The sequence below is a fragment of the uncultured Lacinutrix sp. genome, from assembly GCF_947500605.1.
Classification (GTDB): Bacteria; Bacteroidota; Bacteroidia; order Flavobacteriales; family Flavobacteriaceae; genus Lacinutrix.
This window is the reverse complement of record NZ_CANMSJ010000001.1, coordinates 457,346-470,492: the sequence shown is the minus strand read 5'-3', so window position 1 is coordinate 470,492 and position 13,147 is coordinate 457,346. Positions and strand designations below refer to the sequence as shown.

The following is a 13,147-nucleotide window of genomic DNA, read 5'->3' as shown; positions in this document are numbered from 1 at the left end:
TTATGCTTCATATTAAAAAAGAATTATGCATGCATAATAAATTATTGATTATATTTGTTTAAATAAATAAAAAATCATGCAAACTAAATTAACTCAACTTTTAAATATAAAGTATCCAATAATTCAAGCACCAATGTTTTTGGTCTCTAATGTTGCCATGGTAACTGAAGCCATGAAAGGAGGAATAGCAGGATGTATTCCAGCACTTAATTATAGAACACTAGATGAGTTAAGAGCTGTTTTAAAAGAGCTTAAAGCTAATAAAGTAGAAGGCGGTTCGTTTGGATTTAATTTAATAGTAAATAAATCGAACCTTAAATACAAAGGTCAGTTAGAGGTTATTTGCGAAGAAGGATGCGATTTTATAATTACATCTTTAGGAAGCCCAGAAGAAACGATTAGGCAAGCACATAAAGCCGGTATAAAAGTATTTTGCGATGTTACCGATTTACGTTTTGCTCAAAAAGTAGAACAATTAGGAGCAGATGCAGCTATTGCAGTAAATAATGAAGCTGGAGGCCACAGAGGTAATCTGTCTCCAGAAGAACTAACAAACCAATTAAGTAAAGCTTTAAGTATTCCAGTAATCTCAGCAGGAGGTGTTGGTTGTAAAGCAGATATTGATAAGATGATAAACTATGGAGCAGAAGGTGTTAGTGTTGGAAGTCCGTTTATTGCATCTATAGAAGCAGGAGTAACAGACGAGTATAAGCAAGCTTGTGTAGATTACGGTGCAAAAGATATTATAATGACACAGCGTATTTCTGGTACACCGTGTACAGTAATTAACACACCTTATGTCCAAAAAATTGGTACTAAAGAATCTTGGTTAGAATCTGTTTTAAATAAAAACAAGAGCTTAAAAAAATGGGTTAAAATGATTCGTTTTTCAATAGGAATGAAAGCTACAGAAAATGCAGCAAAAACAGCCACTTACAAAACTGTTTGGGTAGCAGGACCAAGTATTGAGCATACTAAAGCAATACTGCCAATAAAAGCGATTATAGATAAGTTGGTGAGCTAATGGCTATAACAAGAAAAACGATTATAAAAATACTAATAGGCATGGGCTTATTAGTATTTCTTTTTTTAGCTCTAATTATTTTTTCGGTTTTATACGAGTCTAAAAAAGATGTATCAAAGCAGCTTCCATATTCTATGTTTTTAAATAAACCTCAAGCACTAAAAGAGGCGAGTACTATTCGATGGAATAAAACTAATTTAAGGTTTAAACACTATTCATTAGTAGTAGGCGAAGCGTCTCATTTTAATAGTGAGGATGTAAAATCTGTAAAAATATACCAACCAGGAGATAAAATTACATTTTACAAGGCTAAAATGTATTATAGTATTCATGTAGATAAAACCTATTATTTAATAGGTCGAGACACTTTAGATTCTGGAGAAATAATTGAGTTTGAATACTATTATTCGCCTAGTGATACTTCGGTTTTATGGCAGTAATAGCAGTACAATTTCTTTTTAAAAGAAAGATGAAAGCGTATTAAAAAGCATTAAGTAAAAGCCCTTGAAATTTTCAAGGGCTTTTTTGTTAAATAATATCAAGACATTGTAAGTTCATTTATTAAGTATTATCCTTGTATTGTAAAAGGTCGTTTAAACGTTAAAAGGAATTGTGTTAAAATCACAAGCTGTCGCGCAACTGTAATTAATAATACAAATTATTATAAGCCAGATTACTTGCCTTTACTAATTAATAATAATGCTTTCGCGATTTGAAGCCAGTTAATAGTTTTTAAGAATATAGTTATTCTTCACTATTAGTGTTTCATTTAAAAAGCAGTTAAAAATGAAACCAATGTTAAAAACAACACTTCGTGGACCATTAAAATGCTGGGATATCTATTCTATGTTTCTTCAAAAGCAAGCCGAGGATTTTAAAAAGAACTCAGATATAGCTGCATTAAAAGAATTTCAAGAAAAATACAATTGGTCTTTTAATATTGAAGAGCAATTAAATAAAGTAAATTTCGATGCTATAGTTTTAACTAACAGTAATCAAGAAATAGAATGGGTTAATGTTGGTTTTAAGGAAATGACGGGCTATCCTGTGAATTTTACTAAAGGTAAATCTCCAAAATTTTTACAAGGTGAAAAGACTTCAAAAGAAACCTTAAATAGAATAAGAGAAAACATTAAAAATCAATTTCAGTTTAAAGAAACCATAATAAATTATAAAAAAAATGGAGAAATGTATTTCTGTGAAATTGAAGTATTTCCTTTAAAAAATAAAGAAGGAAAGTTATCTCATTTATTAGCTTTAGAAAAAGAAGTTTATATAAATAGTGGTGTATTGGAATATTAAATTAATAAGCATTTAGTTTTTAATTAATACGATTATAAAGTTTAAAAACATCAAATTTATTGACCTACGTCAAGTATGTTGATTTCAGAGACCATTAGTTTTGTTTTTTTTAATAACAATAAAAACTAAAAATGGTACTTACAGAATTAAATACATTAACACTATTTGGTAACGATAGCAAAGAGCGTGTAGAAAAAGCATTAAACTACCTTCAAAATGGAAAGGGCGTTATTTTAATGGACGATGAAAACAGGGAAAACGAAGGTGATTTAATTTTCTCTGCGCATAATATGACTAATAGTAACATGGCACTCATGATTAGAAAATGTAGTGGTATTGTTTGTCTTTGTTTAACCAATGAAAAAGCAGATTTACTTAATTTGCCATATATGGTAAAGGAAAACACGAGTAGTTTTCAAACACCTTTTACTATTTCTATAGAAGCAAAAAACGGAGTAACTACTGGAGTTTCTGCAAAAGATAGATTAAAAACAATACAAGTAGCTAGCAACGAAAATGCTGTAAGCAGCGACTTAGCAAAACCAGGCCATATATTTCCTTTAAGAGCTAAAAATAATGGTGTACTTGAAAGAGATGGACATACAGAAGGAAGCGTAGATTTAATGAAACTAGCAGGCTTAAAACCAGAAGCTGTACTCTGCGAATTAATGAACGACGACGGTACAATGGCTAAAATGGACACTATTTTAGAATTTGCAGAAGAGCATAATTTAATGGTGCTATCAATACAAGATATTATTCATTACCGTAAATTTGTAAGAGACTATAAATAAATGGAACATTATATTGAACTCACAAATTTCATAAAAAAGAATATTGATATTGAAGATAAAGACTTAAAAGTCGTGTTATCTTATTTTAAACCCATTAAAAAAAGTAAAAATGAAATTTTACTTTCAAATGGAAAAAACAGTCAGGTTAGTTATTTCGTTAAAAAAGGTTGTCTAAGAATTTTTTATATAGACGAAGAAGGCAAGGATATTACACGCTATATAGCATTCGAAAATCAGTTTGCTACAGAACTTGTTAGCTTTATAACTAACGAGCCTGCACAAGAAAACATTCAAGTTATAGAAAAGAGTGAGTTGCTATATATTACTCACGACGATTTTAGAACCCTCATAAAAACGATTCCCAAATGGAAAGATTTTTATAACATCTATTTAGAAAAAGCCTACGTTAATAGTTCTAAAAGATTAATATCATTTACTACTCTCGATGCATCCGAAAGGTATAAGCAGTTATTTAAAATAAACCCGAATATTGTTAGGCGCCTGCCAAACAAAATAGTTGCTTCTTATATTAATATTTCTCAAGAAACTTTAAGTAGAATAAAATCTAAGCTTTAATAGCAAAATAAAACACACAATAAATCTAAAAGGATAAAACATGAAAAAAGTATTATTACTAGGGCTATTTCTATTACAATTTATAGGTTACTCACAAGCGATTGAAACAACACCAAGTTCGGAAAAAGCTAGTGACAAATTATTGCTAACAATCTTTCTTAAACATGATCAAAGCATGAATTTAAATGAGATTGAAAAAATAAGAACCGATCAAGGTTTTTATGAAAACTTCCTGCCAGAAGGTGTTGCAGTAGTTAACTGGTTTGTGGTTATGGGAATTGGCCAAATGGTTATTTTAGAACTTCCTGCTTCAAAATTATCAGCAGTAAATTTAGCCATAGAAAGAACCGCATGGAAGGCTTTTAAAACCGAAATTTATCCAACGTATAATCTATATCCTATTATAGAAAATAAGCTGAAGAATAAATCGAAAGTAAGTTATTAGAATAGCTCATATATCTAATTTTTATAGGAGAAAACTTCTAATACAAATCCACACGTTTTATAGACTAAATACTTATAAAACATCAAAAACTAACTCATTATGGCGATTTATGCAATTGGAGATATACATGGCAGTATAAACGCGTTAAAGACTATTTTTAATCAGGGTTTAATTAAGAAGGATGATAAAGTAATTTTTCTTGGAGATTACGTTGATAAAGGAACGGATAGTAAAGCTGTTATAGATTGGTTAATAGAAAAAAGTAAGGTTTTCGATTTTAAATTTATTCGCGGTAATCATGAGATAATGATGACAACTGCTAAATCTTCACCCGATATATTTGTAGAGTGGTTACAATATTATGGAGGAGCAACGACCTTAAAATCATATGCTATTAGTGATAACAAAAATTGGAGTGATAAGATAGATAAAACGCATTGGGACTTTATAGATTCCTGTTTACCTTATTTTGAAATTGGAGATTTTATTTTTGTTCATGCAGGACTTGAAAAAAACAAACGTTTAGAACAACAGAATGAGCATCATTTATTTTGGAAGAAATTTGAAACACCTTTAATTTATAACCCAACAAAAACGGTGATTTGTGGGCATACTTCTCGGAAAAATGGAGAAATAGCAGATTTTAAACACACCATTTGTATTGATACTTTTGCACACGGAGGTATGTGGTTAACCTCTTTAAATGTTGAAACAGGTGAGTTTTTAAAAGCAAATAATAAAGGAGAGATAGAAAAAGGGAAATTAAAAAGAACTTGATTGTAATATAAAAAGTACTAATACTGAATACTTGTCTTGCTGAAAAAATAGTTTAACTTCGTTTAACGTCTGATATAAAACATTAAAACGATTTTGTATTGGTGAAATATTAGATATAATTAATCATGAACACAATAATTATTATAATTACAATAATTGTCGGCTTGATATTATTTTCAATCGTAAAAAATAAAATCGAGGATAATAGATATAAAAAAGCTTTATCGCTAATTAATCAAGCACATGAAAAAATTGGATTTCCTGAGTTAGATAGAGAAACTCAAATGAAAATGATAATTAATAATGATATCACACCTATTAAAAATTTAACACCTGATATAAATTATAAATATAGACCAACAAGCGTAATTGATAAATACATAACAATTGAAAAGTCTGATTTTAAAGATTATTTGCACTTAAATATTTATTTTTTAGATAAATATAAATTAGAAAATGCTCCAAATTCTAAACATGACGGAATTTGGATAGCTGGAAATAAAATTATTGATCAAGAAAGAGGTTTGATACACAGAACTTGGAATGATTTAACAGAGAAAGACATATCAAATGTTTACGGCGATTTTATGTGGGATTGGATGAAGCAATAGAAACTACAACTAATAATGGCAATAATTAATGCAGGAGCTTGTTTTAGCCGTAATGCTGGCTGATTTATATTCTCGTAAAAACCTATAATTAAATTTAACACCATCAAATCAAGACATTTCAATCTTCATATTAATATACATCCATTTAGTAGGATTGATCTCTGTTTTTCCGTTTACAATCTTATCATAGTCAATTCCCCAATCAAATAGATTTATTTGTCCTTCTAAAACAAGTAAACGAGTTTTTGTTTCTTTTGGTTTTTTAATACCTGTGGCAAATAGCGTTACATCTTTCTCTATTCCTTTTATAGACATTTTACCATTAACTTGGTACCAATCGATTCCCATAGTGTAGATTTCGGTAGTTTTAAAAATTATTTTCTCATCATTCTTACCAATAAATAAACCAGGTGTTTTAATTTTTGCTGTTAAGTCGTCTCCTGCACAAACGCTAAACGAATTAGGATTTACTTCAAAAGAGATTTTTATATCCTCTAAAGGATTCCCTAAGTCGCTTCTAATAGGAGCATTTACTTTTAAATTGTCTATAACACCAGTAAACGGTGTGCTACAATGTCCGTGTGTAACAAACAAATTAAGAGTTTGCTTTTGTTTGTTTTCAACCATAATAACAGTTTCATTGTTTTTAAAAACTGATGGACTTATAGTAAAACCACTAGCAACAATTATAATTGTTAATACAATTAATGACAACGCAAGATTTTTGATGTTTTTCATGATATTATATTTAATATTTCTGCGAATGTAAAATGGATTCATTGTTAAATGTGTCAATGAAATGTAAAGGAAATGCAAAAAAGTGGAGTAGTAGCTAATAGGGATCTTTTACTCTTGGCTATCTAAAAAAATAGTCGAACTTCGTTTAACGTATGATATAAAACATTGAAACGATTTATAGCAAAGAAACATGGGTAATAATGAATTAAAAAAAATGAATAAAAAATGAGTCAATCCGCAAAAAGTGTTTTCATTTATGGTATTTATTTGGTACTTATTGGATTAATGCTATTATTTGTACCTAACTTATTACTTAATTTATTTGGTATAGAACCTACTAATGAAGTTTGGATTAGATTTGAAGGGATTTTATTAATGGCAACAGCTGTTTACTATTTCATAGGTGCCAAATATGAGCTTATTTTAATATTGAAAACAACTGCTTTTATTCGATTTACGGTAATTGTTTTCTTTACTGCATTTGTGATATTAGAGTTAGTACCTGCGAGAATAATAATAATCTCTGTAATAGACTTTTTAGGTGGAGCTTGGACTTATTTAATGCTAAAAAAAGAAGGGCATTTTGCAAGAAATAAAGACTAAATCATCCTAATATTGAAATGAAAAAATAACTTCTAATGCGAACATCATATGTAATTAATTGTTTAAATCACACGACTAAACATATACAGCAGCTTTAACAATCACTCTAGCTAAATCAAAAAAAATCATCATACCAATCCATTAATAATATCTACATTAACTACATGTTTACCTTCAAAAGGAATAATATGTACATCCTTTCCAAATAATTCTTGTGCGCGTTCAGTTTCGTAAGCAATACGTTTAGCATCTAGATACTCATCTTCAGTACCGTAAACCAAAGAGACTTTAGCTTTTAAAAGCTTAAAATCTTCGGCTATTAATTCTTTTGGTAAACCTCCAGAATGTAATATAAGTTGAGAGCATTTTAATTGTCTGTTTTTAATATAACGTGTTGCTACGCTAACACCTTGAGAATAACCTAAAACAATAAGGTTTTTGTCTTTAGGGATTTGTTCTTCGGCTAAAATAGAATCAAAATAATTGATAATGTTTTGGGTTTCGGCTTGCGTATTTTCTTTAGTTAACCAGCAGGCACCAACATGTTTAAAACCATCTTGATAATACAAACTAGGCGCTTGAGGAGAGATAATATAATTTTCTTCGGCATTTAAGCCTTTAAAATATCGGATAAAATATTTACTTAAATAGCCCAAACCATGGCATACAAACCATACATTCTTGGTTTTATTGGTTAAAGTGTTTAAAGTAGAATAAGGTTTGTTGGTAGTGTAAAATATTTCCTTTTGGGTAGATTGCATTCTTGCTATGTTTCGTATTTTTGAAGTTATAAAAATACAGTAAATAGATGAATATTTCTAAAACAGAAATGCTAGCAAAAGCAAACGCTTCTAGTAAAGATACTTTAATGGAAACTTTAAACATTGAAATGGTAGATTTTGGTGAAGATTTTCTAGTAGCCAGAATGCCAGTAACACCAAGAGTACACCAACCAGATGGCGTATTACATGGCGGTGCAACAGCTGCTTTAGCAGAAAGTGTAGGTAGTTTTGCTTCGCATATATTTACAGACACAGAGAATATGTTTGTACGTGGTTTAGAAATTACTGCTAACCATTTAAAAAGCGTAAAAGACGGTTTTGTTTATGCAAAAGCGACTTTTTTACATAAAGGTAGAACTACACAATTATTAGATATTAGAGTAACAGACGAAGCCGATAATTTAGTTTCTATTTGTAGATTGTCTACAATCTCGTTACCAAAAAAGAAGTAATAAATGCAATCATCAGATTTTTTCGAGAGTACCCAAAATCATTTTGACGATGCTTTACCATTTGTATTGTATTCTAAACCTAATACTTCGGTTGTAAAAGGAGTGTTTCAAGAAAATGATATAGTGTATACTTCTGAAAATTTAACCGAAAGCGGATTCGTGTTTTCTCCTTTCGATTCAGACAAGCAAACGGTATTAATTCCTGTCGAGCAATCCGATAGTTTAGAAACAAGTTTTAGTGTTACTGAAGACAATTTAGAAGCAGAAGATAAATTGAAGTCAAACGAAAGTGAAACTGATTTAAATAACGCCAAAACGTTTCATATAGATTTAGTTTCAAAAGCTATAAAAATCATAGAAGAGAACACTTTTAAGAAAGTAATAATTTCTCGAAAAGAAGAAGTTGTGCTTTTAGAAAATAATCCTATCCAACTTTTTAAACGCTTATTATCGCAATACAAAACAGCATTTGTGTATTGCTGGTACCACCCAAAAATAGGGCTGTGGCTTGGTGCAACACCAGAAACATTATTAAGCGTTACCGGAAACAGGTTTACAACAATGGCTTTGGCCGGCACTCAAGAATATAAAGGAGATGCCAACCCAAAATGGGAAGCCAAAGAAACCGAAGAACAGCAATTGGTTACCAATTTTCTTGTTGAAAGTTTAGAAGCTTCGGTAAGTAATTTAAATGTAGCCAAAGTAGAAACTATTAAAGCAGGTAATTTACTGCATTTAAAAACGAGAGTTTCTGGTCTATTAACTTCAAACTTAAAAGCGGTTGTAACTGTTTTACATCCAACGCCTGCAGTTTGTGGCTTACCAAAAGCAACTGCGAAGGAATTTATTTTAAACAACGAAAATTATAATCGTGAGTTTTACACAGGTTATTTGGGCGAACTAAATATTAAAGAAAAAACAACGCGAAATACCAACCGTAGAAACGTAGAGAATAATGCGTATAGCGCTGTAAAAACAGTTTCTAATTTATTTGTAAACTTGCGTTGTATGCAATTAACAGATGTGAAAGCTATTATTTACGTTGGTGGCGGTATTACAAAAGACTCGATTTCAGAAAATGAATGGCAAGAAACGGTGAATAAAACACAAACCATGAAAAAGGTGTTGTTTTAATTCGGAATAAAATTGTGATTTTGTATTTTTACACCACAGATGAAGCACCCAAAAATACCACTCGCTCAAACCGTTGTTCAGCTTTGTAAAGCTAAGAATATACAACATATTGTATTATCTCCAGGTAGTAGAAATGCACCTTTAACAATAGGTTTTACACACGATCCCTTTTTTAAATGTTATAGTATTGTAGACGAGCGTTGTGCTGCATTTTTTGCTATGGGAATTGCACAACAAATTCAAGAGCCGGTGGCTGTTGTTTGTACTTCTGGTAGTGCGCTTTTAAATTATTATCCTGCTGTTGCAGAGGCTTATTATAGTAATATTCCATTAGTGGTTTTAAGTGCAGACAGACCAAAACATTTAGTTGGTATTGGTGATGGACAAACTATAAACCAAGAGAATGTTTATAAAAATCACATTTTGTATTCTGCTAATTTAAAACAGGATTTAGATGAAGAAAACAAACTTGAAGCAAGTGAAAAAGCGAAGTATTTAGATTTACAAAAGAGTGTACAATATTTTAATGAAGAAGAAATAAATAAGGCAATTAACGTATCGGTTTTAGAAAAAGGACCTGTACATATTAATATTCCGTTTAATGAACCTTTATATGATATTGTAGAGGAGTTAGTTGTAAATCCAGAGGTGATTCCGCTTGCGGAAAAAAACATTGAAAAAGAAGATTTAAGTGTCTTTTTAAAGCTTTGGAATACTGCCAAGCGTAAATTGGTGTTAGTAGGTGTAAACCAGCCAAATAGTGTAGAACAGCAATATTTAGATATTTTAGCTCAAGATGAAAGTGTTTTAGTACTTACCGAAACAACTTCTAATATCCATAACGAACGTTTTATTCCTGGAATAGATAAATTAATCGCTGCTTTAAATACAGAGGAACTAGAGCTGCTAAAACCAGAAATACTTTTAACTTTTGGAGGACTTGTTGTTTCTAAAAAAATTAAAAAGTTCTTAAGAGATTGTAAATTAAAACAGCATTGGCATATTGGAGAGCAAGATGCAAATGATACTTTCTTTGCTTTAAATAAAGTATTTAAAATGCCTGTTAATGCATTCTTTTCTCAATTTTTACCACAAACAAGTACTATGCAAAGTGAATACAATAGTTTTTGGCTTACTGCTTTTAAAAGCAGAAGAGAAAAACACGAAGCGTATTTAAAAACCATTCCTTTTAGCGATTTTAAGGCTTTTGAAATTTTATTAAATGCAATACCTAGTCATTCGCAATTACAAGTCGGAAATAGCTCTACAATAAGATACACACAACTTTTCGATTTAAAAACATCTATAGAAGTTTTTTGTAATAGAGGAACTAGCGGTATAGATGGTAGTACAAGTACAGCTATAGGTGCAGCAACAGCTTCTAAATTACAAACCACATTTATTACAGGAGATTTAAGTTTCTTGTACGATAGCAATGCGTTTTGGAATAATTATATACCCAATAATTTTAGAGTAATTGTTGTTAATAATGCAGGAGGAGGGATTTTCAGGATTTTACCTGGACATAAAAACACCTTAAATTATGATACTTACTTTGAAACTAAACATAATCTAACGGCAAAACAGCTATGTAGTATGTATGATTTTGAATATAAAACGGCTTCTAATGCACTTGAATTAGATTCAGTTTTAGAAAATTTTTATATTGAAGAAGCTAAGCCTAAGTTACTTGAAATATTTACTCCAAGCGAATTGAACGATGAGACGCTATTAAAGTATTTTACATATATTAAGTAATTAGTCGGTAGTTTTTTCCGTTTATCGATATTATAGCTATAATTTATTAAATCAGTCATTTTATTGGTTCAAAAAAATTGTATATTTAAGGAGAATTAAACCACTTAAAACTATAATTATGAGTAAAAGAGATGATCTAATCGCAAAGTATGCTGCTGATTTAAAAGACAAAATAGGTGAAACTCCAGATATGGATTTTTTAACTAAAGTAACAATAGGTTGCGGACCATCTATTTATAATAAAGATGCTGCAACGGTTTCTGGTTCAGATGATAAAGAATTAGCTACAGTTAAAAATAATTTTTTAATTAAAAAATTAGGTTTAGAGGATAGTGCAGAGTTGGAAAAAGCTATTGCTTCAGTAATGGAGAAATATGGTAAGTCTAATAGAAACAAGTACAGAGCAGTTGTTTATTATTTATTAGCAAGACACTTTAAGAAAGAATCTGTTTACAAATAGAATACCATTTTAAACACATATATAAAGCATTGTAATTTAGGTTACAATGCTTTTTTTTATGTTTTTTTTTGAAGAGTTTAAAATTGCTTTCAAAATAAAAAAAAACATCATTTTTGAATTTTAATATTAGTATTTTTGCAGCATGATAAATATAGGAGAATACAATACTTTAGAAATAATAAGAGAAACCGAGCCAGGTATGTTCTTGTCAGATGCAGATGGTAATGAGGTTTTATTACCTAACCGTTACGTTGAAGATGTTTTTAAGGTAGGTGATGATGTAGAAGTTTTTATCTATTTAGATAATGATGAGCGTTTAGTTGCAGTTACAGACGAGCCACATATTACAAGAGGTGATTTTGCCGTTTTACGCTGTAATGCAGTAAACGATTATGGTGCTTTCCTTGATTGGGGAATGGTAAAAGAATTATTTTGCCCGTTTAAAGAGCAAGCGTTCCCAATGAAAAAAGGAGGTTGGTACTTAGTACATTGCTATTTAGATGAAAAAAGCGAAAGACTAGTTGCAACAAGTAAAACCAATAGATTTTTAGATAATGAAGAGCTAACGGTTGCCGAGTTTGAGGAAGTAGAGCTAATAGTATCGCATCCAAGTGATTTTGGAATGAATGTTATTGTAAATAAGCAACATATGGGCTTAATTTACAAGGATAGTATTTTTCAAGAATTAAGTATTGGAGATCGCTTAAAAGGCATCGTTAAAAAAATTAGACCAGGTAATAAGTTAGATATTGCTTTAGGTCAAGTAGGTTTTAGAAACATAGAGCCTAATGCTAAAAAGATTTTAGATATTCTTGAAGATAATTCTGGATATTTACCATTGTACGATAAATCTTCGCCAGAAGCTATTAAAGAAACTTTAGAAATGAGTAAGAAAAACTTTAAAAAAGCAATTGGAGCACTTTACAAGCAGAAACAAATTACTATCGAAAAAGATGGTATTCGTTTAGTTTAATTTTACAATTTTACTTTTATAATAAAATTAAAAAGCTACTATATTTATAGTAGCTTTTTTGTTAATGGTAGATAAAGGGAATTATATTAGCTATTAAATTAATTGTTTAAAAAAGTGTGTTTAAGTTTTTAATATATAGATGATTATATTTTGTAATAATCTTTATGCGCTAATGGCAAGTGTTTTTTTAATTGCTTTTTCAGACCACAAAAAAGATTCTTCAATGTTCTTTGCAATATGAAATGGTTTGTGTAAAAAATGGTTCTCTATTTTAACATTCATTTTATCAAAATGATTGTCATAAATAATAGAACTAAACGAAACTACATTATCTAGTTTTTTACAATAACTAGCATAATCTAATGGAGAAACTGAATATTTATTTATTCTATTTATAATATGTCCAAAATTACGATTTTTAAAAAAGGAGTTTACAATTTTTAAAAGTGTTCTGGTATTTGTTGAGTCTAGATGAATGCCTTCATTTATTTCGGCGATCAAGAAGTTCTCTAAAAAGTAAAAATTACCAATGGTTAAATGGTGTGTTTCTAGTACTTTTTGATAAAGCGGAGAGTTAATTGTTCTCATTTACAAGGGTTTATGTCTGGATTAATAACACTGTAAAGGTATTGCGAACTCACTTATTAGCATTTTTTCAATTATTAATAAATCGTTTTACGACAAAAGGTGTTTTTGAACGATTAAAAACATTTATCTA

The 13,147-nt window shown here is 29.9% G+C and carries 17 protein-coding genes; 14 read left to right on the top strand and 3 right to left on the bottom strand.

The genetic code is table 11. The features are described from left to right. Positions 1-76: 76 nt before the first annotated feature. From Q0935_RS02155 to Q0935_RS02120, 8 genes are all read left to right on the top strand, one after another. A complete protein-coding gene (locus tag Q0935_RS02155) occupies positions 77-1,024 on the top strand; it encodes a nitronate monooxygenase family protein (protein ID WP_299381969.1) in 948 nt (315 codons plus the stop codon). Beyond that, positions 1,024-1,464 (top strand): hypothetical protein, encoded by a 441-nt coding sequence (locus Q0935_RS02150; protein WP_299381967.1) that lies wholly within the window; start codon positions 1,024-1,026, stop codon positions 1,462-1,464. Before Q0935_RS02155 ends, Q0935_RS02150 begins: the two co-directional genes overlap by 1 nt. A 355-nt stretch (positions 1,465-1,819) precedes the next feature. Then, positions 1,820-2,326 (top strand): PAS domain-containing protein, encoded by a 507-nt coding sequence (locus Q0935_RS02145; RefSeq protein ID WP_299381965.1) that lies wholly within the window; start codon positions 1,820-1,822, stop codon positions 2,324-2,326. 131 nt (positions 2,327-2,457) lie between these two features. Beyond that, on the top strand, positions 2,458-3,120 hold the full coding sequence (ribB, locus tag Q0935_RS02140; protein ID WP_299381963.1) for a 3,4-dihydroxy-2-butanone-4-phosphate synthase: 663 nt from the start codon (positions 2,458-2,460) through the stop codon (positions 3,118-3,120). Beyond that, complete coding sequence (locus tag Q0935_RS02135; RefSeq protein ID WP_299381961.1) at positions 3,121-3,696, top strand: Crp/Fnr family transcriptional regulator; 576 nt, start codon at positions 3,121-3,123, stop codon at positions 3,694-3,696. It abuts the gene before it with no gap. 40 nt (positions 3,697-3,736) lie between these two features. Further along, complete coding sequence (locus Q0935_RS02130) at positions 3,737-4,141, top strand: hypothetical protein (protein ID WP_299381959.1); 405 nt, start codon at positions 3,737-3,739, stop codon at positions 4,139-4,141. 99 nt (positions 4,142-4,240) lie between these two features. Continuing rightward, complete coding sequence (locus Q0935_RS02125; protein ID WP_299381957.1) at positions 4,241-4,918, top strand: metallophosphoesterase family protein; 678 nt, start codon at positions 4,241-4,243, stop codon at positions 4,916-4,918. A 125-nt stretch (positions 4,919-5,043) separates the two neighbouring features. Then, the gene (locus Q0935_RS02120; RefSeq protein WP_299381955.1) at positions 5,044-5,529 is read left to right on the top strand and encodes a hypothetical protein; all 486 of its coding nucleotides are present in this window, start codon (positions 5,044-5,046) and stop codon (positions 5,527-5,529) included. Between the two features lie 108 nt (positions 5,530-5,637). On the opposite strand, the gene Q0935_RS02115 is transcribed toward Q0935_RS02120, so the two are convergent. Beyond that, positions 5,638-6,267 (bottom strand): YceI family protein, encoded by a 630-nt coding sequence (locus tag Q0935_RS02115; protein WP_299381953.1) that lies wholly within the window; start codon positions 6,265-6,267, stop codon positions 5,638-5,640. 225 nt (positions 6,268-6,492) lie between these two features. Here Q0935_RS02115 and Q0935_RS02110 point away from each other — a divergent pair, with 225 nt between their 5' ends. Beyond that, complete coding sequence (locus Q0935_RS02110; protein WP_299381951.1) at positions 6,493-6,870, top strand: hypothetical protein; 378 nt, start codon at positions 6,493-6,495, stop codon at positions 6,868-6,870. A gap of 128 nt (positions 6,871-6,998) precedes the next feature. On the opposite strand, the gene Q0935_RS02105 is transcribed toward Q0935_RS02110, so the two are convergent. Beyond that, positions 6,999-7,631, bottom strand: a complete 633-nt coding sequence (locus tag Q0935_RS02105; RefSeq protein ID WP_299381949.1) for an esterase — start codon at positions 7,629-7,631, stop codon at positions 6,999-7,001. A gap of 47 nt (positions 7,632-7,678) precedes the next feature. On the opposite strand from Q0935_RS02105, the gene Q0935_RS02100 reads away from it, so the two are divergent. The 5 genes from Q0935_RS02100 to Q0935_RS02080 all read left to right on the top strand — a co-directional run bounded on the left by Q0935_RS02100 (position 7,679) and on the right by Q0935_RS02080 (position 12,429). Beyond that, a complete protein-coding gene (locus tag Q0935_RS02100; RefSeq protein ID WP_299381947.1) occupies positions 7,679-8,104 on the top strand; it encodes a PaaI family thioesterase in 426 nt (141 codons plus the stop codon). 3 nt (positions 8,105-8,107) lie between these two features. Further along, positions 8,108-9,238, top strand: coding sequence for a chorismate-binding protein (locus tag Q0935_RS02095; protein WP_299381945.1), 1,131 nt, complete (start codon positions 8,108-8,110; stop codon positions 9,236-9,238). Between the two features lie 39 nt (positions 9,239-9,277). Continuing rightward, the gene (menD, locus tag Q0935_RS02090; protein ID WP_299381943.1) at positions 9,278-10,996 is read left to right on the top strand and encodes a 2-succinyl-5-enolpyruvyl-6-hydroxy-3-cyclohexene-1-carboxylic-acid synthase; all 1,719 of its coding nucleotides are present in this window, start codon (positions 9,278-9,280) and stop codon (positions 10,994-10,996) included. Between the two features lie 118 nt (positions 10,997-11,114). Next, entirely contained in the window at positions 11,115-11,456 is a 342-nt protein-coding gene (locus Q0935_RS02085) for a DUF2853 family protein (RefSeq protein ID WP_299381942.1), read from the top strand. A 142-nt stretch (positions 11,457-11,598) separates the two neighbouring features. Beyond that, positions 11,599-12,429 carry a S1-like domain-containing RNA-binding protein gene (locus Q0935_RS02080; protein WP_299247430.1) on the top strand — a complete coding sequence of 277 codons (831 nt, stop codon included), beginning with the start codon at positions 11,599-11,601 and terminating at the stop codon, positions 12,427-12,429. A 162-nt stretch (positions 12,430-12,591) separates the two neighbouring features. Here Q0935_RS02080 and Q0935_RS02075 read toward each other — a convergent pair whose 3' ends face one another. After that, positions 12,592-13,017, bottom strand: coding sequence for a hypothetical protein (locus Q0935_RS02075; protein WP_299247433.1), 426 nt, complete (start codon positions 13,015-13,017; stop codon positions 12,592-12,594). Between the last annotated feature and the right edge of the window lie 130 nt (positions 13,018-13,147).